This window comes from Saccharopolyspora taberi (assembly GCF_039534165.1).
Classification (GTDB): Bacteria; Actinomycetota; Actinomycetes; order Mycobacteriales; family Pseudonocardiaceae; genus Saccharopolyspora_D; species Saccharopolyspora_D taberi.
In genome coordinates, this window is the sequence record NZ_BAAAUX010000002.1 from 48,022 (window position 1) to 67,631 (window position 19,610).

Sequence of the window (19,610 nt, forward strand, 5' to 3'; positions counted from 1 at the left end):
CGCCCGGCCCTCCGCGGGCGCACCTAGCGCAGTGCGTAACCGCCGTCGGGGTAGAGCGTGGAACCGGTCGTGTAGTCGTTGGTCATGAGGTAGACGACGCTCTGCGCCACCTCGGCGACGGTTCCCGCCCGGCGGCGCAGCGTGGCCTCCGAATACGTGCGGTAGTTGTGCTCCCGCACGTCTTCGGGCACGCGGGTCCACAGGTCGCTGTCGATCAGGCCCGGTGCGACCACGTTGACCCGGATCGGGCTCAGCTCCACGGCGAGCGCCTTGCCGAGGCTTTCCAGCGCTCCGTTGCACGCGGCGTAGGCGGCGCCGTCGACGGGCGGGCGCACGCTGTAGGCCCCGCCCATCAGCACGATCGACCCGGTCTCGGACAGCTTGGGCACGGCGTGCTTGGCGGCGTAGTACTGGCCCCAGAACTTGGACCGGAACGGGCTTTCCGCGAGATCGTCGCTGATCTCGGTGAACTTGCCGCGGCCGTAGGACGATCCGGGCGAGAACAGGTGGTCCAGCCGCTCGATCGGCGCGAAGAAGTCGGCGATCGAGGACTTGTCGGTGACGTCGACGGTCCGGCCGGTGGCCGCGGGCCCGAGCTCGGCCAGCGCGGCTTCCAGCTTGCCCGCGTCCCGGCCGCCGAGCACCACCCGTCCACTGGACTCGACCACGCGGCGGGCCACTTCGAGGCCGATCCCGGAAGTACCGCCGATGATCGCCACGACTTGATCTGTGAACATGCCCGGTCCAGCGGGCGCGAACGACCGGCTATTCCGCCGTCCGCATCGTGGGAGCGACCACGGCAGTGGCGAGGGAGCCGGCGAAGTGCTCCACGCGCAGGTCGAGTCCACCCGGGACCACGCAGGGCGCGGCGGTGTCGTCGGTCATGGCGCGGAGCACGTCGCCGGGGCTGAAACCGGCCGCCTGCAAAGCGCGGATCTCGCGGGCGTTGACGCCCAGCGGCAGCGGGCCGTTGCCCAGATCGGTCCCGTACCGGACGGTTCCGCCGTGCTCGGCGAATCCGCGCAGGTTGGCGATGGCGACCTCCCGCGCGTGTCCGCTGTGGATGTCGAGAGTGCTGATCCACACCATCCGCTGCGCGGCGGCGGCGAGTTCGTGGTCGTCGAGCCGCTCGGTCCAAGGCGTGTGCGCGAGCCGGTCGACGCCATGTTCGCAGGCCGTCCGGAACATGCGCTCGCCCTCGGTGTGAGCGACGACGTCGAGCCCCGCGGTGTGCGCGGCGTCGACGATGGCGGCGAGGGCCTGGTCGTCCAGCACGGGACCGGCGTCGGCATTGAGCGCGACCTTGACGAACGACGCGCCGAGCCGGACCTGCTCGTCCACGGCGGACCGGGCGTCCTCGGCGGACCGGACCTCGCGGAAGCTCCCGGGTGGCGCCCAGGCCCGATCGCTGGGATATCCGCCGGGTGCGGTGAGGAACGCGCCGGCGAACCGCAGTCGCGGGGCGAGCGGATCGTCGAGCACCGAGCGCAGCGTCTCCGGCGCGCTGCCGAGGTCGTCGACCCGGGAGATGCCGCCTGCCCGGACCGCGCGGAGGTCGACGAGCCCGGAATGCACGTGCGCGTCGCACAGTCCCGGCAGCACCGTGTCCGGCATCAGATCTCCGTGCGCACGGCGTAGAGCTCGGGGAAGAAGGTCAGGTCCAGCGCGGCGCGCAGGAAGGACACCCCGCTCGAACCGCCGGTTCCGTGCTTGGAACCGATGGTTCGCTCGACGGTCTTGAGGTGGCGGAACCGCCAGAACTGGAAGTTCTCCTCCAGGTCCACAAGTTCCTCGCACGCCTCGTAGGCGTCCCAGTTCTCGGCGGAGGACTCGTAGATGCGCCGGAAGGCCGCGACGAGGCCGGGATCATAGGTGTGCGGCTTGGTGACGTCGCGATCGAGCACCGACGCCGGGACCTCGTGGCCCTGCCGGTGCAGGTACCGGATGAACTCGTCGTAAACGCTGGGTTGGCCCAGCAGCTCGGAAAGCAGGTCGCGGGCGTGCTCGTCGTGGGCGAACACGTCGATCATGTCGGCGTTCTTGTTGCCGAGGATGAACTCCACCGCGCGGTACTGGTAGGACTGGAAACCCGAGGAACGGCCCAGGAATCCGCGGAACTCGACGTACTCCGACGGCGTCAGGGTGGCCAGCACGGACCACTGCTCGGTGAGCGTGTGCTGGATGTGCTTGACCCTGGCCAGCTGTTTGAGCGCGGGCTGGAGCCGGTCGCCCGCCAGGTGCGCGCGGGCGGTGCGCAGCTCGTGGAGGATCAGCTTGAGCCACAGCTCGACGGTCTGGTGCTGGATGATGAACAGCAGCTCGTCGTGGTGCTGCGGCCTGCTGACCGGGTGCTGGGCGTCGAGCAGCCGGTCCAGGTGCAGGTATCCGCCGTAGGACAGCTCGTCCCGGAAGTCCCGGACGACGCCGGCTTCGAGCGGACGGGTGTTGGCATCGACCACGGCTACCTCTCCCATGCGAACCGGGGGCCTTGGCATGCCGAGTATTGAACGACCGTCATGTTTACGCAAGAGTCCCGCCTGGGACCGCCGGTTCCGGGCGGGACCGCGCGATCAGCGGTCCAGGCGGGCCATCCCGTCCGGGTGGTACTGCTCGCCCGCGGCGGCGTTCACCGGGAACAGCCGGGAGATCTCGGCCACCAGGGACTCGTCCAGCGGGGTCGTCGCGGCGCTGATGTTGGCCTCGACGTTGCTGATCCGCCTGCTGCCGGGGATCGGGACGACGTCATCGCCCTGCGCGAGCAGCCAGCCCAGCGCGAGCTGGGCGGGCGTGCGGCCCAGCGCCTCGGCGCGTTCCCGCAGCGGCGCGGTGAGCTCGATGTTGTGCCGCAGGCTCTCCTCGGCGAACCGGGGGTAGCGCTGCTGGCGCACCGCGAGGTTCTCCACGTCGGAGAGGTCGCGGATCGAGCCGGTGAGCACACCGCGACCCAGCGGCGAGTAGGCGACCAGCGCGACGCCGAGCTCCCGCAGCGCGGGCAGCAGCTCCTGCTCCGGCTCGCGGTGGAACAGCGAGTACTCCTGCTGCACGGCGGCGATCGGGTGCACCGCGTGCGCCCGCCGCAGCGTCCGCGCGCTGATCTCGGACAGGCCCAGGTGGCCGACCTTGCCCTCGCGGACCAGCTCGGCCATGGCGCCGACCGTTTCCTCGATCGGCGTCGCCGGGTCCAGCCGGTGCAGGTAGTACAGGTCGACGTGGTCGGTGCCCAGCCGGGACAGGCTGGCGTCGACGGACTTGCGGACGTTGTCCGGCGTGCCCAGGCCGCGGTCGGCGCTGGCGCCGAACTTGGTGGCCAGCACGACCTCGTCCCGCCGCTCCCGCAGCAGGCCGGAGATCAGCCGCTCGTTGTGCCCGTCGCCGTAGACGTCGGCGGTGTCGATGAGGTTGACGCCCAGGTCCAGCAGCTGGTGGAGCACGCGCAGGGACTCGGCGTCGTCGGCCTCGCCGTAGACGCCGGACAGGCCCATGGCGCCGTAGCCGAGGGCGCTGACCTCCGGGCCGCCGCGGCCGAGGAGCCTGCGGGGCAAGGAGGAACCGGTCGATTCGGTCATCACTGTCTCCGTGGTCGATGCTGGGTTTCCAGGTTCATCCTAGTATCCGAATTTCCCGCGATGTGGCGAGCGAATTCCGCATCGTGGGCGTCTCCTGTGGACAGCGAGCCCTCCTCCGGCGGTATCGTGTTCTCGTGACGACCGATGTGGCAGCAGACGATTCCCTGGTGGGAGAGCTGACCGGGCGCGGTGCTCAGCCCCGGCAGCTGATCGTGACCGTTTACGGGCTCTACGCCAGGGAAACCGGCGGCTGGCTCTCGGTCGCGGCGCTGGTGCGGCTGCTCAGCGACCTGGGCGTCGAGGAACCCGCGGTGCGGTCGTCGATCTCCCGGCTCAAGCGGCGCGGGATCCTGGTGGCGAGCCGGTCCGGCGGGGCCGCCGGGTACGAGCTCTCCGAGCAGGCGCTGGAGATCCTGCGGGAGGGCGACGAGCGGATCTTCAGCCGCGAGCGCGCGACGCCGGCCGACGGCTGGCTGCTCGCGGTGTTCTCGGTCCCGGAGTCGCAGCGGCAGAAGCGCCACGTCCTGCGCACGCAGCTGAGCAGGCTCGGGTTCGGCACCGTCGCGCCTGGGGTGTGGATCGCACCCGCGCACCTGCGCGGCGCGGTGGTCAACGCGCTGCGCCGCTTCGAACTGGACTCCTACGCCGAGCTGTTCCACGCCGAGCACGTGGCCTTCGGCGAGCTGCGGACCAAGGTCGGGCAGTGGTGGGACCTGGAGCAGTTGCAGCGCCTGTACGGGGAGTTCGTGGGCTTGCACGAACCGGTGCTCAAGCGCTGGCGCCGCCGCCGGTCCCGGCACGAGCGGGAGGCGTTCCTGGACTACGTGCGGGTGCTGACCGACTGGCGGCGGCTGCCCTACCTCGATCCCGGCCTGCCCGCCGAGCTGCTTCCCGCGGAGTGGAACGGCGCGGTCGCGGCCGATCTGTTCTTCACCCTGAAGTCGTCGCTGGAGGACCAGGCGCACGCCTACGTCGACGAGGTCACGAAGACGCGCTGATCGCGGCGGTTCCCTTGACCTCCACGAGGGCTTCGGCGTCCCACAACCGGTGCACGCCGATGCCGGCCATCGCCGGGTAGTCGCGTCCGGCCAGCTTCTGCCACACCGCGCCGATTTCCCGGGCGTGCGCGCGATAATCGTCCATGTCGACGATGTAGACGGTCAGCTCGGTCAGGTGCTCCGGCCCGCCGCCCGCCGCGCGCAGGGCCGCGAGCAGGTTGGACAGCGCACGCTCGAACTGCGCGACGACGCCGTCCCCGACGATCCGCCCGCCTGCGTCCGTCGCGGTCTGCCCGGCCAGGAACACCAGCCGCGCACCGCTGACGGCGGTCGCGTGGGAGAACCCCGACGGCCGGGCGAGTTCCGGGAGATTGATCCGTTCGACGGTCATCAGAGTTCCAATCCGCGTCGGGGCGGGGCAGCGGTCAGGACTGGACCGCGCCTCCGTCCACATTGATCGACTGCCCGGTGATCGCGTCGCTGAGCAGGCAGAGCTCCACCGCGTCGGCGACCTCGCCGGGCGTGATGAGCCTGCCGATCGGCTGGCGGTTCTCCAGGATCCGGCGGGCTTCCTGCGCGCTCCGGCCGGTTTTGGCGGTGATGTTGCTGATCGTGCTCTCGGTCATCGCGGTGTCGACGAAGCCGGGGCACACGGCGTTGACCGTGACACCGGTGCCCGCCAGTTCGGCGGCGGCTGCGCGGACGAGCCCGAGCACGCCGTGCTTGCTTGCGGTGTAGGCGGTGACGTAGGGGTCACCGCGCTTGGCCGCGATGGACGCGATCACCACGACACGACCCCAGCCCGCTGAGGTCATGCCGGGCACGGCCCGCCGCAGGAACCGGAACGGTGCGGTGAGGTTTACTTCCAGCGCGCGTTGCCACTGCTCGTCGGTCGTGCCGGTCAGCGGGGCGGAGGAGGCCGTGCCCGCGTTCAGCACGACGACGTCGACCGTTCCCCACCGCTGTTCGACGGCGTCGAAGACCGCGTCGACATCGGTGGTCACGTCGCCGGGCAGCGCGAGCGCCGGGCCCGGCAGACCGGATGCGGTCCGGTCGAGCCGGTCGGCGTCGCGCGCGGTGAGCGCGACGCGGTGGCCCGCGGCGGACAGCCGCCCCGCGATCGCCTTCCCGATGCCCTGGCCGGCTCCGGTGACCAGGCAGGTTCGTGCCTTCACGGCGACGATATTACGGAAAATTGACGGCCGTGTGCAAGGCGACATACTCTCGGGCGCACTGCGGCGGAAAGGAGCGCTCAGGTGCGTATCGCGGTCGTCGGTGGTGGTCCGGGCGGGCTGTACTTCGCCGCGCTGTGCAAGCAGCTCGGCCCCGGCCACGACATCACGGTGTGGGAGCGCAACGCCCCGGACGACACCTTCGGCTTCGGCGTGGTGTTCTCCGACGAGACACTGGGCGGCATCGAGCACGCCGACACCGGGATTTTCCAAGCCATGCAACGGGAGTTCGCCCGCTGGGACGACATCGACGTGCACTACCGCGGCACGACGCACACCTCCGGCGGGCACGGGTTCGCCGCCATGAGCCGCAAGCGGCTGCTGGCGGTACTGCAACTGCGCTGTGCCGAGCTCGGGGTGGACGTCAGGTTCCGCACGCGGGCGCCGGACCTGGAGCGGCTGGCCGCCGACCACGATCTCGTCGTGGCGTGCGACGGTGTGAACTCCGCGGCCCGCGACCGGTTCGCGGCAAGCTTCCGGCCGAGCGTGGAAACCCGGCGGTGCAAGTACATCTGGCTCGGCACGGACCGGGTGTTCGACGCGTTCAAGTTCGAAGTGCTCGAAACCCCGCACGGCATCATGCAGCTGCACGGCTACCCCTTCAGCCGGGATGCCAGCACGTTCATCATCGAACTGCACGAGGAAGTCTGGAAGCGCGCGGGATTCGCCGACTTCGCCGCGAGCACGCCGGACGTACCCGGTGCCAGCGACGAGAAATCCGTCGACCTCATCCGCGAGCTGTTCGCGGACATGCTCGGTGGGCACTCGGTGTTCACCAACAACTCCCGGTGGCTGAGCTTCCGGACGGTCCGCTGCGAGTCGTGGCGGCACGGCAACGTGGTCCTGCTCGGCGACGCCGCCCACACCGCGCACTTCTCGATCGGATCCGGCACGAAGCTGGCGATGGAGGACGCGCTCGCGCTGGCCGCGTGCCTGCACGAGCAGACCACTGTGGATGACGCGCTGGCCGAGTACGAGCGGGAGCGGCGGCCGGTGGTCGCCTCCACCCAGCGGGCGGCGCAGGCCAGCCTGGAGTGGTTCGAGAACATCGGGCAGTACGTGCACCAGGAACCGGCCCAGTTCGCGTTCAACCTGCTCACCCGCAGCCGCCGCGTCACCTACGACAACCTCCGGCTGCGCGATCCGGAGTTCGTCGCGGGCATGGACTCCTGGTTCGCCCGCGACCACGACGAGGTGCGCCCGCCGATGTTCCAGCCCGCCCGGCTCGGGCCGCTGGAGCTGCCGAACCGGATCGTCGTCTCGGCGATGGACATGTACAGCGCCGTCGACGGAGTGCCCAGCGACTTCCACCTGGTGCACCTGGGGAGCAAGGCGATGGGCGGCGCCGGGCTGGTGATGACCGAGATGGTGTGCGTGTCCGGCAGCGGGCGGATCACGCCCGGCTGCACCTGCCTGTGCACGCCGGAGCAGGAGGCCGGGTGGCGCCGCGTGGTCGACTTCGTGCACCGGCACAGCGCGGCCAGGATCGGCGTGCAGCTGGGGCATTCGGGCCGCAAGGGATCGACGAAGCTGATGTGGGAGGGCATCGACGAGCCGCTGCCCGACGGGAACTGGGAGGTCGTCGGCCCGTCGGCGATCCCGTACTCGCCGGACAACCAGGTCCCGCACCCGCTGTCGCCCGAGGAGATGGCCGAGATCAAGCAGCAGTTCGTGGCCTCCGCGCAGGCCGCGGCGCGGGCGGGCTTCGACGTCCTGGAACTGCACTGCGCGCACGGATATCTGCTGTCGTCGTTCATCTCGCCGTTGTCCAACCACCGCACGGACTCCTACGGCGGTTCTCTGGCCAACCGGCTGCGCTACCCGCTGGAGGTCTTCGACGCGGTCCGCGAGGTCTGGCCCGCGGACCGGCCGATGACCGTGCGGATCTCGGCGACCGACTGGCACGACGGCGGTGTCGACGCCGACGACGCCGTCGAGATCGCCCGCGCCTTCGCCGAACACGGCGCGGCCGGGATCGACGTGTCGACCGGCCAGGTGCTCAAGGCGGAGAAACCCGCGTTCGGCCGCAGCTACCAGACCCCGTACGCAGACCGCATCCGCAACGAGGTCGGCCGCGAGCACGACGTCGCCGTGATCGCGGTCGGCGCGATCTCCTCGCACGACGACGTGAACTCGCTGCTGCTGGCGGGCCGCGCGGACCTGTGCGCGCTGGGCCGCACGCACCTCTACGACCCGAACTGGACCCTGCACGCTGCCGCCGAGCAGGACTACGCCGGGCCGGGCGCGGTGTGGCCGGACCAGTTCCGCGCCGGGCGGCGCAAACCGCAGACCGGCCGCACCGACGGCCCGAAACCCCGGCTCGACCTGGTCCGGGGTGCCGAGGGCGGCACCGCCCACCGGCGGTGGACACCTGCCCAGAACAACCTTGAAGACTGACGGACCTCGAAGGCTAGGGAGCGCAGACGATGTTTTCGCTGAACGAGCAGCAGCGCGAGTTCGCGGCCTGGGTCCGGCGGATCGGGGCCGAGCGGTTGCGCCCGCTGGCCGAGGCCGGGCGTCCGGGCGCGGTCAACCGCGAGCTGATCAAGGAGATGGGCGCGCTCGGTCTGCTCGCCCGGCTCTTCCCGGGCGGCGAGGCCGCCTCCACCGACCTGTGCCTGCTGCGCGAGTCGCTGGCCAGGGAGAGCACCGAGGCCGAGACGGCGTTGGCGTTGCAGGGGCTCGGCAGCTACCCGGTGCTCCAGTCGGGCCGGGAGGAGCAGGTGAACCGCTGGATCCCGGCGGTCGCGGCCGGTGACGCGGTCGCGGCCTTCGCCCTCACCGAGCCGGAGGCGGGATCGGATGCGGCGGCGCTGGAGCTGACCGCCGAACCCGACGGCGACGGCTGGCGGCTGACCGGCGAGAAGATCTGGATCTCCAACGCCCCGGAAGCCGACTTCTACGCGGTCTTCGCGCGGACCACCGCGGGCGCGGGCGCGCGGGGAGTCAGCGCGTTCGTCGTCCCCGCCGGCCGCCCCGGGCTCTCCGGCGAGCACCTGGACATGCTCAGCCCGCACCCCATCGGCAGGCTGGTCTTCGACGGGGTGGCGGTCCGCCGGGACGAGCTGCTCGGTGAGCCCGACCGCGGGTTCCGGGTGGCGATGCGGACGCTGGACCTGTTCCGGCCCAGCGTCGGCGCGTTCGCGGTGGGGATGGCGCAGGCCGCGCTGGACGCGGCGGTCGAGCACGCGGGTTCGCGGGAGGCGTTCGGCGGCCCGCTGCGCGAACTCCAGTCGGTCTCGCACGCCCTGGCCGAGATGGCGACCCGGACCGAGGCCGCGCGGCTGCTGGTCTACTCGGCCGCTGCCGCCTACGACGCGGGGGAGCAGCGCCTGGCCGGGCGAGCCGCGATGGCCAAGCTGCTGGCGACCGAGACCGCGCAGTTCGTGGTCGACTCGGCGGTTCAGATCCACGGCGCACGGGCCCTGCGGCGCGGCAGCCTGCTCGAACACCTCTACCGCGAAGTCCGCGCGCCGCGCATCTACGAAGGCGCTTCCGAGGTGCAGCGCACCATCATCGCGCGGGAGCTGTACCGGTAGTTGTTGCCGTTCCGGCAACCAGGTTTGTCGAAACCGCCGCCTCGCGGGCACGGTCGTACCCGGAGGTGGTCACGATGACCGAAGTGGACCGGGAAAGCTACGACGTGGGGATCATCGGCGCCGGTGCGGCCGGGCTGAGCGCTGCGCTGATGCTCGGGCGCGCCAGGCGCTCGGTGCTGGTGGTGGATGACGGGAAGCCGCGCAACGCTCCCGCCGCGCACGCGCACGCCTTCCTCACCAGGGACGGCACGCCGCCGGAGCGGCTGCGGGAGCTGGGACGGCAGGAAGTTGCCGGTTACGGGGTGGAGTTCCGAGACGGCCGGGCGTTGTCGGCTGTGCGGACGCCGGACGGTTTCCTCCTCGGACTCGACAGCGGGCAGGTCTGTGTCCGGCGGCTGCTGCTGGCGACCGGGGTTGTGGACGAGCTTCCCGACGTGCCGGGGCTCGCCGAGCGGTGGGGACGCGACGTGCTGCACTGCCCGTACTGCCACGGGTGGGAGGTCCGGGACCAGCCGATCGGTGTGCTGTCGACTGGCCCGCTGGGCATGCACCAGGCGCAGCTTTTCCGGCAGTGGACCAGTGATCTGACGCTGTTCCGGCACACCGGGCCCGCTCTGTCCGAGGAAGAGGCCGAGCAACTGGCCGCGCGCGGTGTGCGGGTCATGGAAGGGGAGGTTGTTGGTCTGGAGATCAGCGAGGACCAGCTCGCCGGGGTCCGGCTCCGCTCGGGTGAGGTCGTCCCGGTGCGGGCGCTGGCCGTGGCGCCGCGCGCTCGCGTGCGCGGGGAGTTGCCCGTGTCGCTCGGGCTGGAGCCGACCGTGCACCCGGCGGGTATCGGCGAGCACATCGCCACCGGCAAGGCAGGCGCGACGGCGGTGGACGGCGTGTGGGCCGCGGGCAACATCGCCGATCCGCCAGCGAACGTCGTCGTCTCGGCGGCGGCCGGTGCTGCCGTCGGGAGCGCGATCAACGCGGATCTCATCGCCGAGGACACCCGACTCGCCGTGCGGGCGCACCGAGCGCCCTTCTCGGCGGAGTCCGAAGCGCGGCTCTGCGAGCAGGCCGCGGGGAGCCGCCGCCACGGCTTCGGCTGAGCCCGGAATGCGGGGGCCGGGGCCGCGTCGGCTCGGTGTTTGTCGGGTGCTCTGCTCGGGGCCTGGATCAAGAACCGCGGTGACCACTGGAGATGGTTGCGGGATCAGAAGCTGGCCGGTGCGGCCGAAGTCGTCAGTGCCGGCACCAACATCTACGAGTTCAAAAGCGGGGCCAAGCTGTGGCTCGACTCGTTTGAACCGAGCGAGCTGTCTCCCCCCAGCAGCGACGGCGCCGCCCGCCGAGGCGGGATTCAGCGGCCCCGCCACTCCGGCGGGCGCTTGGCGTTGAAGGCGGCGTGGAACTCGGCGTAGTCGGAGGTTTTCATCAGCAGGGCCTGGGTGACCGCTTCCAGCTCCAGCGCGCTGGACAGGCTCATGTCCTGTTCGCGGGTGAGCAGTTCCTTGGTCAGCGCGTAGCCCTGGGCCGGGCCGGTGGCGAGCCTGGTGGCCAGCCGGTCGACCGCCGCGTCCAGCTCGTCGTCGCCGACCAGTTCGCTGACCAGCCCGTGGCGTTCGGCTTCCTCAGCGGAGACGGTGTCGCCGAGCATGAGCAGCTGGGTCGCCCGGCCCAGGCCGACCAGTCGGGGCAGGAGGTAGGCCGCACCCATGTCGGCACCGGAGAGGCCGACCTTGGTGAACAGGAAGGCGAACTTCGCCGCGCGGGTGGCGATCCGGAAGTCGGCGGCCAGCGCGAGCACCGAGCCCGCCCCCGCGGCCGTGCCGTGCAGGGCCGCGATGATCGGGATCGGGCACTCCCGCATCCCCTGGACGACGGCCCCGGTCATCCTGGTGAACTCCAGCAGCTGGTCGGGCCGCATCTTCAGGGTTTCGCCGATGATCTCGTTGACGTCACCGCCGGAGCAGAAGGCGCGGCCCTGCCCGCGCAGCACCAGTACCCGGGTGTCGCCCCGGTGCGGGAGCTCGGTCAGCAGGTCGCGGAGGTCGGCGTAGGCGTCGAAGGTGAGCGCGTTGAGCTTGTCCGGCCGGTCGAAGGTGACGGTGGCGACGCCGTCGGCGCGCTCCAGGCGGAAGTTCTCCCACCGCTCGGTGAAGGGGACCGATCCGCGAAACGGGCTCATGCCGGCGTCCTCCCTGGATGGTGCGGCCCGCCGACCGGGCCGCAGGCGACCCGAGGGTATCACTCAAATCTGACTGTCGTCACGGAAACGACATCTACTATCGCGGGATGTTGACTGCCGTCATGATTGGTGAATACTGAGACGGATCCCAGCCGGCCAGGAGGGAGACCCGATCATGCGGCTTTCGCCGTCCGCGCACGTCGACTCGTTCTGCCGGGACAACCTCCCTCCCGCCGCCCAGTGGCCCCGGTTCCGCTTCGACCTGCCCGAGCTGGACTACCCGGAACGGCTCAACTGCGCGGAATTCCTGCTCGACCACGCGATCGGCACCTGGGGGCCGGACCGGGTCTGCCTGGTCACGCCGTCCGAGCGCTGGACCTACGGCGAGCTCCGGCGCCGGGCCAACCAGGTCGCCCAGGTGCTCACCGAGGACTTCGGGCTCGTGCCCGGCAACCGGGTCCTGTTGCGCGGGCCGAACAACCCGTGGCTGGTGGCGGCCTGGCTGGGCGTGCTCAAGACCGGATGCGTCGCGGTGACCACGATGCCGTTGTTGCGCCCCAAGGAAATCCGCGCGCTCTGCGACCTCACGAAGCCGGAACTCGCGGTCTGCGACCACCGGTTCGCCGACGACCTCTCCACCGGTGCGCCGGAACTGGTGGTGCTGTCCGAACTCGACTCGATGTGCGAGGCGAAAACCGGCGAGTTCGACGCGGTTCGCACCGCGGCCGACGACGTCGCCCTGCTCGCGCCCACTTCGGGCACGACCGGGAAACCCAAGGCCACCATGCACTTCCACCGCGACGTGCTCGCCAACGCGGACACGTTCGCGCGGTACGTGCTGAAACCCTGCGAGGACGATGTGTTCACCGGGACACCGCCGCTGGGCTTCACCTTCGGGCTCGGTGGCCTGGTCGTGTTCCCGATGCGCTTCGGCGCCAGCTCGTTGCTTCTGGAGAGGGCGAGCCCGGACGAGCTGGCGACCGCCGTCGCCGAGCACGGCGTGACGGTGCTGTTCACCGCGCCCACCGCGTACAAAGCGTTGCTGGCGAACGGAAAAGCTCCCGCGCTGCGCACGCTGCGGCGGTGCGTCTCGGCCGGTGAACACCTTCCGGTGGAGGTGTGGCGGGAGTTCCGCGAGCAGACTGGCCTGAAGATCATCAACGGCATCGGCGGCACCGAACTGCTGCACATCTTCATCTCCGCGGCCGACGACGACATCCGTCCCGGCGCGACCGGCAAGGCGGTCCCCGGATTCGAGGCCGTGGTGCTCGACGACGACGGCGAACCCGTCGCCGACGGCGTCGCGGGCAGGCTCGCGGTCCGCGGCCCGACGGGGTGCCGCTACCTCGACGACCCCCGCCAGCAGGTCTACGTGCAGCACGGCTGGAACATCACCGGCGACACCTACGTCCGCGATTCCGACGGCTACTTCTGGTACCAGGCCCGCAATGACGACATGATCGTTTCGTCCGGTTACAACATCGCGGGCCCGGAAGTCGAGAACGTCCTGCTCGCGCACCCCGACGTTGTCGACGTCGCGGTGGTCGGGGCGCCGGACGAACGGCGCGGCACAGTGGTGAAGGCGTACGTCGTGCTCCGGCCCGGCGTGCGCGGCGACAATGCGGAGACCGCTGAACTCCAGGCGTTCGTCAAGAGCAACCTCGCGCCGTACAAGTACCCGCGGCAGGTCGAGTACCTCGCGGAACTGCCGCGCACCAGCAACGGCAAGCTCCAGCGCTATGTGTTACGGCAACGGGCAGCCGGTCGGTAGAATCCACAGGGAAGGATCACGAAATCCCGGAAAGTGCCCCGAAAAGTACACAGTGGAGCGATGCGATGGCGGCGAACTCGTGGCAGGTGGAGCGCAACGGACTTGACGTCATCGATGCCGCCGAGCGCAAGGGCACCCCGCGCCAGCTGTTCTGGCCCTGGTTCGGCGCCAACGTCTCGGTGCTCGGGCTCAGCTACGGCTCGTTCGCGCTGGGCTTCGGGATCTCCTTCTGGCAGGCGCTGATCGCCGGGATCGCGGGCATCGTCGGATCGTTCCTGCTCTGCGGGTTCATCTCGCTCGCGGGCAAGCGGGGATCGGCGCCGACGATGGTGCTCAGCCGCGCGGCGTTCGGCGTGCGCGGCAACCGGCTGCCCGCGCTCGTGTCCTGGGTGCTCACGGTGGGCTGGGAAACCGTGCTGGCGATCCTGGCGACGCTGGCCACCGCGACCGTGTTCGGCCAGCTCGGCCTCGGCGGCGGCACCGCGACGAAGCTCGTCGCGCTGTTCGTGGTCGCCGCGCTGGTCATCACCGGCGGAGTCATGGGGTTCGACCTCATCATGCGGATGCAGGCGGTCATCACCGTCGTGACGGCGGCCCTGACCGCCTGCTACATCGGCTTCGCCGCGCAGCGCGTCGACTGGCAGGCGGTCGCGGCCATCCCGCCCGGATCGGCGCAGAACGTGCTGGGCGCCGCGGTGTTCCTGGTGACCGGGTTCGGGCTCGGCTGGGTCAACGCCGCCGCCGACTACTCCCGCTACCTGCCCAGGACCTCGTCCGGCCGGGCGGTGGTGGGCTGGACGGTGCTGGGGGCCTCGCTGGCGCCGGTCGTGCTGCTGGTCTCCGGACTGCTGCTGGCGGGCTCGTCGCCCGAGCTCGACGACGCCGTCGCGGCCGACCCGATCGGCGCGCTGGCCGCGGTGCTGCCCACCTGGTTCCTGGTCCCGTTCGTGGCGGTCGCGGTGCTGGGCCTGGTCGGCGGCGCGGTGCTGGACATCTACTCGTCCGGGCTCGCGCTGCTGGCCGCGGGCGTGCGGGTGCCGCGCCCGGTCGCGGCGCTGGCCGACGGTGTGATCATGGTCGCGGGCACGGTCGCTGTCGTGTTCTTCGCGGGTGACTTCCTCGCGCAGTTCCAGGGTTTCCTGACCACGCTGGGAGTTCCGGTCGCCGCGTGGTGCGGCATCGTGCTGGCCGACATCGCCCTGCGCCGCCGCGACTACGCCGAGGCCGACCTGCACAGCCGTTCCGGCCGCTACGGCGACGTGCGGCTGCTGCCCGTCGCGGTCCTGGTCGCGGCCACCGCGCTCGGCTGGGGTCTGGTGACCAACACCGCCGCCGGGTGGCTGGGCTGGCAGGGCTACCTGCTCGGCCCGCTGGGGCTGGAGGACTGGGCGAGCGCGAACCCGGGGGTGCTGGTCGCCCTGGTCCTCGGCTTCGCCGCGACCTTCGCCTTCGCCCGCTCCGCGGTTCGGGCGCAGGAGGCCGAACCGTCCACTGTGGGCGTTTCGGGCTGACGTTTGCCGCGCCCCGGGACCGGGCACGCCTGTGGGCGTCCGGACCTGGCGAGGAGGTGCGTCATGGATCTGAGCGGACGCAAGGTCGCGTTCCTGGTCGCGACCGCGGGCGTCGAGCAGGTGGAGCTGACCGAGCCGTGGAAGGCGGTGCGCGACGCGGGCGCGAGCCCGGAGCTGGTCTCCCAGCGGGCCGGTTCGATCCAGGCGTTCCACCACCTGGACAAGGCCGACCGGTTCGAGGTCGACCGGGTGGTCGCCGACGTCAGCGCCGAGGACTACGACGCGCTGGTGCTGCCCGGCGGCGTGGCCAACCCGGACGCCCTGCGGCAGGACCCGGCCGCGGTGCGCTTCACGAGCGAGTTCTTCGCCCGGGGCAAACCGGTCGCGGCGATCTGCCACGCGGCGTGGCTGCTGGTCGAGGCCGATGTGGTCCGGGGCCGCAGGCTGACCTCCTACCCGAGCGTGGCGACCGACCTGCGCAACGCCGGTGCGGAGTGGGTCGACGAAGAGGTCGTGGTCGACTCCGGGCTGGTGACCAGCAGGAGACCGGGTGACCTGCCGGCGTTCTGCGCGAGGACCGTCGAGGAGATCGCTTCTGCGGTGGCGCGCAGCAGCGGGTGAGCCGTTCACCGGGGATGATCTCGCGCAGTAGTGGTTCTGCCCGGCTTGATCGATCACCCGGGTGCAGATCGAACTTCGATCGTGGGTGGGACGAGATAGCGTCGTGCCGGACCCTGTGCGACGAGTAAGGAGCCGGTGTGGCGACAGACGAGGCCCTGACGCGGGCGACGGAACTGCTGGGGCGCACTCCGCTGATCGACGGGCACAACGATCTCCCGTGGGCGCTGCGCGAGAGCGCGGGCGCGGATCACGCGCGGGTGAACCCGGGGCCGCGGGACCTCCGCACCGAACAGCCCGACCTGCACACCGACCTGGTGAAGCTGCGCCGCGGGCGGGTCGGCGGCCAGTTCTGGTCGGTCTACGTTCCGTGCGGACTGCGGGGGCACGCGGCGGTCACCGCTGTGCTGGAGCAGGTCGAACTCGTCCACGAACTGGCCTCCCGGTATCCCGGTGACCTGGCCATCGCGCGGACGGCGGACGAAGCCGAGAAGGCGTTCGCGGCGGGCAAGGTCGCCTCGCTGCTCGGCGCCGAGGGCGGGCACAGCATCGCCGAGTCGCTCGGGGTGTTGCGCGCTCTGCACCGCCTGGGCGTCCGGTACATGACGCTGACGCACAACGAGAACGTGCCGTGGGCGGACTCGGCGACCGACGAGCCGCGAGCCGGTGGCCTCACCGGCTTCGGCCGCGAGGTGGTCCGCGAGATGAACCGGCTGGGAATGCTGGTCGACCTCTCGCACGTGGCGCCCTCGACCATGCACGACGCGCTGGACGTGGCGGTGGCGCCGGTGGTGTTCAGCCACTCCTCCTGCCGCGAGGTCGCCGACCACCCGCGCAACGTTCCCGACGACGTCCTGAAGCGCCTGCCGGTCAACGGCGGCGTCTGCATGGTCACGTTCGTGCCCGCGTTCGTCTCCAGCTCGCTCGCGGCGTGGGACGCCGGGCTGCGCGAGGCGATGCGGAAGGTGGGCGACGACCCGCGGGACCTCACCGCGCGGGCCGCGTTCGCCGAGGCGTGGGAGGTCCAGCACCCCAAGCCGGAGGCGACGATGGCCGAGGTCGTCGCGCACGTCGAACACGCCCGCGAGGTCGCCGGGATCGACCACATCGGCCTGGGCGGCGACTACGACGGCGTCGGCTACCTGCCCCGGGGGCTGGAGGACGTCTCCCGCTATCCGGCGCTGTTCGCCGAACTGCTCGACCGCGGCTGGAGCGAGCAGGACTGCGCCAAGCTCGCCGGGCGCAACGTCCTGCGCGTGCTGCGCGCGGCCGAGGAGGTCGCGAACCGGTTCTGACTCCGGCTAGTATTGGTCGCGCGACCAAACTGGTCGTGCGACCAATACTGGAGGTGGCGCGTGGAGATCGTCGGACGGCCGCAGCCGCCCACCGGCCTCGCCCGGGTGCTGTTCCGGTTGCCGATCCGGCTGTACCGGCTGCGCCTGGGATGGCTGCTCGGCGGCCGGTTCGTGCTGATCAACCACGTCGGGCGGCGGTCGGGGAAGCCGCGGCAGGCGGTCGTGGAAGTCGTCGAGCGCGACGGCGACTCCTGCGTGGTCGCTTCGGGCTTCGGCGCCCGGGCGGACTGGTACCGCAACGTCCTCGCGCAGCCGGATGTCACGATCCGGATCGGCACCCGGGAACTGGAGGTGCGGGCGGTCGCGTTGTCCACTGAGGACGGTGGCGAGCTGATGGCGCGCTACGCCGGGCGCCACCCCGCCGCGGCCCGGAAGCTGTGCCGGTTCATGGGGTTCGCCGTGGACGGTTCCGAATCGGACTTCCGCGAGGTCGGCCGCGGCATCCCGTTCCTGCGCTTCGTCCCACGCTGAGCAAACGGCCTGGGTGGATGCGGCATCGGGTGGATAATGGCGGCATGTGCCGCAGCATCAAGACCCTCCGACCGCCGTACGCCGAGCAGGTCACCGAGACCGACATCCGTGCAGCCGCCCTGCAGTACGTCCGCAAGATCTCCGGTTTCCGCGCGCCCGCCGCGCACAACGAGGAGGCGTTCACACGGGCCGTGGACGCGGTCGAGAAGGCCACCGCGGAGCTGCTGGCGACCATCGAGGTCCGCGGCTCGCGCTAGCGGGGCTGCTCGGGGACCGCGTGCCCGACGACCAGCTTGAGCAGCAGCACCGCCGGAAGCCAGCCGAAACCGGCGGGTGCGGGCACGGCCGGTGCCGTCATCAGGCCGGCCAGCAGCACGAGGAGCCCCACCGGCCGGGCCAGGTGCGCTGGAACCCGCCCGACCAGGAGGACTCCGGCCAGCGCCCAGCCGTACCAGAGCAGTCCCCACCACCAGGGACCGCCGAAGAGCAGCCCGACGGCGATCGGCTGCACGTGCACGGCGGCGAAGCCGACCTTGTCGTGCAGGAGCCGCTGAATCCGGGTGCGCGGTTCCGGCGGCGGGGTCCGGTGGAACCGCTTGGCCGCGTCGAGCCCGAGCGAGACGACCCCGCCGGTGAGGTCGAAGACCACCACGGCGCCCACCAGCCACAGCCACCACGGCCAGGGTTCGCCCAGCGCGGTCGGAATCCAGATCGCGAGGCCGGTCGCCGCGGCGACGAACACCAGAACCCGTTCGGCCACCGTGGAGTCCGTGCCGAACACCAGGCTCGACCGGGTCATGACCGGACCAGCTCGGCGAGCGCGTCGAGCGCCGGGTCCACCGGTGTGTCCGGGTCGATCATGCGGTGCAGCATCAGCCCGTCCAGCAACGCCGCGGCGAGCGTCGCCGCTCCGGTGCGCCGCCGCTCCGGCCAGTCCGGATGCGCCCGCCCGAGCCGTTCCGCGATGTCCTCGCGGGCCTGCCGCAGCTGGTCCCGGAACACCTCGCGCAGCGCCGGGTCCCGGGTGGCTCCCGAGACCAGTTCCGCCGCCAGCCGGGTGATCCCCGGATCGCCGGTCGTCGCGGGGAGGAGCCTGCGCACGGCGTCGAGCGCGGCGGTCTCGTCGGCGGCCTCGAACAGCTCGGCCAGCACGGGGTTGATCACCAGCTCGCCCGCGCGGCGGGCGATGGCGGTGTGCAGGTTCGCGACCCCGCCGAAGTGGTAGTGGATCAGCCCCAGGTTCGCCCCGGCCCGCTCGGCGACCGCGCGGGTGGTGACGGCCTGCCAGCCGCCCTCGGTCAGCAGCTCGACGCCGACGTCGACGAACTGCTCGCGCCTGCGGTCACCGCGCCCGGATTTGGTCATGTGACCAATCTACGCTGTGGCCGACCCGCGCTGGGCCCGACCTACGCTGCGGGGAGGATCTGGCGCAGCAGCCCGTGGGGATGGCCGCGCTTGCCCCATTCGCGCGGATAGCCGATCGACACCTCTTCGAACGGAACGCCGTCGTAGTTCGTCCGGCGCGGGATGTGCAGGTGGCCGTAGACCACGGCCTTGACCGGGAACCGCCGGTGCCAGTCGGCGGTGAGCGTGGTTCCGCACCACTGCGCGAACTCCGGGAAGTAGAGCACGTCGGTGGGTTCGCGGACGAGCGGGTAGTGGTTGACCAGGACGATCGGCATGTCGTCGCCGAGTTCGGCCAGCCGCCGCTCGGTCTCGGCGACGCGGGCGTGGCACCACGCCTGCCTGCTCGGATGCGGGTCCGGGTGCAGCAGGAACTCGTCGTTGCACACCACCCCGGCGTCGTAAGCCATCTTCAGGCCCGCGGTGCTGTCCTCGGCGCCCGGCGGCAGGAACGAGTAGTCGTAGAGCAGGAACAGCGGCGCGATCCGCACCGGGCCGCCGTCGCCCCGCCAGACCGGGTACGGGTCCTCCGGGGTCAGCACGCCCAGCCCGCGGCACATCTCCACCAGGTGCAGGTAGCGGTGTTCTCCGCGCAGGGACACCGGATCCTTGGGCGGTGTCCAGAGCTCGTGGTTGCCGGGAACCCACAGCACGGTCGCGAACCGCCGGCTGAGCAGGCTCAGCGCCCATTCGATCCCGGTGGTGAGCTCGCCGACGTCACCGGCGACGATCAGCCAGTCCTCGTCGGATTCCGGCCGCAGGCCCTCGACGATCGCGCGGTTGTCGGCGTGCCCGACGTGCAGGTCGCTGACCGCGAACAGCTTTCCGGTTCCGCTCACGGGCGCGAGCGTAGCAACGATCTTGCCGCTGCCGGTCCGCCTCGATCGGGCCGATTCCGGGCGTGTGGCCGCGGTCACCCCGGGGCTCGTCACACCCGGGGAGCCGGTCTCGTCATCCCGGCGACACCAAGGA

Annotated in this window: 20 protein-coding genes; 10 read left to right on the plus strand and 10 right to left on the minus strand. The window is 71.3% G+C overall.

What is annotated here, in order from left to right:
• Positions 1-23 precede the first annotated feature (23 nt).
• From ABD691_RS01910 to ABD691_RS01925, 4 genes are all read right to left on the minus strand, one after another.
• Positions 24-737, minus strand: a complete 714-nt coding sequence (locus ABD691_RS01910; protein ID WP_344677567.1) for an SDR family oxidoreductase — start codon at positions 735-737, stop codon at positions 24-26.
• Positions 738-765: 28 nt separating this feature from the next.
• A complete protein-coding gene (locus ABD691_RS01915) occupies positions 766-1,614 on the minus strand; it encodes an amidohydrolase family protein (RefSeq protein ID WP_344677568.1) in 849 nt (282 codons plus the stop codon).
• Positions 1,614-2,474: a tryptophan 2,3-dioxygenase gene (kynA, locus tag ABD691_RS01920; RefSeq protein WP_344677569.1), complete on the minus strand. Its 861-nt coding sequence runs from the start codon at positions 2,472-2,474 to the stop codon at positions 1,614-1,616. Before kynA ends, ABD691_RS01915 begins: the two co-directional genes overlap by 1 nt.
• Before the next feature lie 96 nt (positions 2,475-2,570).
• Positions 2,571-3,566, minus strand: a complete 996-nt coding sequence (locus ABD691_RS01925) for an aldo/keto reductase (protein WP_344677570.1) — start codon at positions 3,564-3,566, stop codon at positions 2,571-2,573.
• Between the two features lie 134 nt (positions 3,567-3,700).
• Between ABD691_RS01925 and ABD691_RS01930 the strand changes: the two genes are divergently transcribed.
• Positions 3,701-4,564, plus strand: coding sequence for a PaaX family transcriptional regulator (locus ABD691_RS01930; RefSeq protein ID WP_344677571.1), 864 nt, complete (start codon positions 3,701-3,703; stop codon positions 4,562-4,564).
• On the opposite strand, the gene ABD691_RS01935 is transcribed toward ABD691_RS01930, so the two are convergent.
• Together ABD691_RS01935 and ABD691_RS01940 are read right to left on the minus strand one after the other, a co-directional pair.
• The gene (locus tag ABD691_RS01935) at positions 4,548-4,955 is read right to left on the minus strand and encodes a RidA family protein (RefSeq protein ID WP_344677572.1); all 408 of its coding nucleotides are present in this window, start codon (positions 4,953-4,955) and stop codon (positions 4,548-4,550) included. The genes ABD691_RS01930 and ABD691_RS01935 overlap by 17 nt on opposite strands.
• Before the next feature lie 34 nt (positions 4,956-4,989).
• Positions 4,990-5,739, minus strand: a complete 750-nt coding sequence (locus ABD691_RS01940; RefSeq protein ID WP_344677573.1) for an SDR family NAD(P)-dependent oxidoreductase — start codon at positions 5,737-5,739, stop codon at positions 4,990-4,992.
• Positions 5,740-5,820: 81 nt separating this feature from the next.
• Here ABD691_RS01940 and ABD691_RS01945 point away from each other — a divergent pair, with 81 nt between their 5' ends.
• The 3 genes from ABD691_RS01945 to ABD691_RS01955 all read left to right on the plus strand — a co-directional run bounded on the left by ABD691_RS01945 (position 5,821) and on the right by ABD691_RS01955 (position 10,429).
• Positions 5,821-8,193 (plus strand): bifunctional salicylyl-CoA 5-hydroxylase/oxidoreductase, encoded by a 2,373-nt coding sequence (locus ABD691_RS01945; protein ID WP_344677574.1) that lies wholly within the window; start codon positions 5,821-5,823, stop codon positions 8,191-8,193.
• 29 nt (positions 8,194-8,222) lie between these two features.
• Entirely contained in the window at positions 8,223-9,335 is a 1,113-nt protein-coding gene (locus ABD691_RS01950) for an acyl-CoA dehydrogenase family protein (RefSeq protein WP_344677575.1), read from the plus strand.
• Between the two features lie 74 nt (positions 9,336-9,409).
• Entirely contained in the window at positions 9,410-10,429 is a 1,020-nt protein-coding gene (locus ABD691_RS01955) for an NAD(P)/FAD-dependent oxidoreductase (protein ID WP_344677576.1), read from the plus strand.
• Positions 10,430-10,680: 251 nt separating this feature from the next.
• On the opposite strand, the gene ABD691_RS01960 is transcribed toward ABD691_RS01955, so the two are convergent.
• Entirely contained in the window at positions 10,681-11,508 is an 828-nt protein-coding gene (locus ABD691_RS01960; protein WP_344677577.1) for an enoyl-CoA hydratase family protein, read from the minus strand.
• Between the two features lie 175 nt (positions 11,509-11,683).
• Here ABD691_RS01960 and ABD691_RS01965 point away from each other — a divergent pair, with 175 nt between their 5' ends.
• From ABD691_RS01965 to ABD691_RS01990, 6 genes are all read left to right on the plus strand, one after another.
• Positions 11,684-13,279 (plus strand): AMP-binding protein, encoded by a 1,596-nt coding sequence (locus tag ABD691_RS01965; RefSeq protein ID WP_344677578.1) that lies wholly within the window; start codon positions 11,684-11,686, stop codon positions 13,277-13,279.
• Positions 13,280-13,344: 65 nt separating this feature from the next.
• Positions 13,345-14,790 (plus strand): purine-cytosine permease family protein, encoded by a 1,446-nt coding sequence (locus ABD691_RS01970; protein ID WP_344677579.1) that lies wholly within the window; start codon positions 13,345-13,347, stop codon positions 14,788-14,790.
• Positions 14,791-14,853: 63 nt separating this feature from the next.
• Positions 14,854-15,411, plus strand: a complete 558-nt coding sequence (locus tag ABD691_RS01975) for a type 1 glutamine amidotransferase domain-containing protein (RefSeq protein WP_344677580.1) — start codon at positions 14,854-14,856, stop codon at positions 15,409-15,411.
• 137 nt (positions 15,412-15,548) lie between these two features.
• The gene (locus tag ABD691_RS01980; RefSeq protein ID WP_344677581.1) at positions 15,549-16,703 is read left to right on the plus strand and encodes a dipeptidase; all 1,155 of its coding nucleotides are present in this window, start codon (positions 15,549-15,551) and stop codon (positions 16,701-16,703) included.
• Positions 16,704-16,763: 60 nt separating this feature from the next.
• Positions 16,764-17,234 (plus strand): nitroreductase family deazaflavin-dependent oxidoreductase, encoded by a 471-nt coding sequence (locus ABD691_RS01985; RefSeq protein WP_344677582.1) that lies wholly within the window; start codon positions 16,764-16,766, stop codon positions 17,232-17,234.
• A gap of 44 nt (positions 17,235-17,278) precedes the next feature.
• Positions 17,279-17,491 carry a DUF2277 domain-containing protein gene (locus tag ABD691_RS01990; protein WP_344677583.1) on the plus strand — a complete coding sequence of 71 codons (213 nt, stop codon included), beginning with the start codon at positions 17,279-17,281 and terminating at the stop codon, positions 17,489-17,491.
• Here the strand turns inward: ABD691_RS01990 and ABD691_RS01995 are convergent.
• Genes ABD691_RS01995 through ABD691_RS02005 form a run of 3 tightly spaced genes read right to left on the minus strand, consistent with a single transcriptional unit; the run spans position 17,488 to position 19,477 of the window.
• Positions 17,488-18,033: a hypothetical protein gene (locus ABD691_RS01995; RefSeq protein ID WP_344677584.1), complete on the minus strand. Its 546-nt coding sequence runs from the start codon at positions 18,031-18,033 to the stop codon at positions 17,488-17,490. The two genes, ABD691_RS01990 and ABD691_RS01995, sit on opposite strands and share 4 nt — an antisense overlap.
• Complete coding sequence (locus tag ABD691_RS02000; RefSeq protein ID WP_344677585.1) at positions 18,030-18,599, minus strand: TetR/AcrR family transcriptional regulator; 570 nt, start codon at positions 18,597-18,599, stop codon at positions 18,030-18,032. The genes ABD691_RS01995 and ABD691_RS02000 overlap by 4 nt, the downstream gene beginning before the upstream one ends.
• Positions 18,600-18,640: 41 nt before the next feature.
• Positions 18,641-19,477: a metallophosphoesterase family protein gene (locus tag ABD691_RS02005; protein WP_344677586.1), complete on the minus strand. Its 837-nt coding sequence runs from the start codon at positions 19,475-19,477 to the stop codon at positions 18,641-18,643.
• Positions 19,478-19,610: the final 133 nt, after the last annotated feature.

Coding starts and splice junctions, on each gene's coding strand:
- ABD691_RS01910 (WP_344677567.1), bottom strand. CDS start 737: ATGTTCACAGATCAAGTCGTGGCGATCATCGGCGGTACTTCCGGGATC.
- ABD691_RS01915 (WP_344677568.1), bottom strand. CDS start 1,614: ATGCCGGACACGGTGCTGCCGGGACTGTGCGACGCGCACGTGCATTCC.
- kynA (WP_344677569.1), bottom strand. CDS start 2,474: ATGGGAGAGGTAGCCGTGGTCGATGCCAACACCCGTCCGCTCGAAGCC.
- ABD691_RS01925 (WP_344677570.1), bottom strand. CDS start 3,566: ATGACCGAATCGACCGGTTCCTCCTTGCCCCGCAGGCTCCTCGGCCGC.
- ABD691_RS01935 (WP_344677572.1), bottom strand. CDS start 4,955: ATGACCGTCGAACGGATCAATCTCCCGGAACTCGCCCGGCCGTCGGGG.
- ABD691_RS01950 (WP_344677575.1), top strand. CDS start 8,223: ATGTTTTCGCTGAACGAGCAGCAGCGCGAGTTCGCGGCCTGGGTCCGG.
- ABD691_RS01955 (WP_344677576.1), top strand. CDS start 9,410: ATGACCGAAGTGGACCGGGAAAGCTACGACGTGGGGATCATCGGCGCC.
- ABD691_RS01960 (WP_344677577.1), bottom strand. CDS start 11,508: ATGAGCCCGTTTCGCGGATCGGTCCCCTTCACCGAGCGGTGGGAGAAC.
- ABD691_RS01965 (WP_344677578.1), top strand. CDS start 11,684: ATGCGGCTTTCGCCGTCCGCGCACGTCGACTCGTTCTGCCGGGACAAC.
- ABD691_RS01970 (WP_344677579.1), top strand. CDS start 13,345: ATGGCGGCGAACTCGTGGCAGGTGGAGCGCAACGGACTTGACGTCATC.
- ABD691_RS01975 (WP_344677580.1), top strand. CDS start 14,854: ATGGATCTGAGCGGACGCAAGGTCGCGTTCCTGGTCGCGACCGCGGGC.
- ABD691_RS01990 (WP_344677583.1), top strand. CDS start 17,279: ATGTGCCGCAGCATCAAGACCCTCCGACCGCCGTACGCCGAGCAGGTC.
- ABD691_RS01995 (WP_344677584.1), bottom strand. CDS start 18,033: ATGACCCGGTCGAGCCTGGTGTTCGGCACGGACTCCACGGTGGCCGAA.
- ABD691_RS02000 (WP_344677585.1), bottom strand. CDS start 18,599: ATGACCAAATCCGGGCGCGGTGACCGCAGGCGCGAGCAGTTCGTCGAC.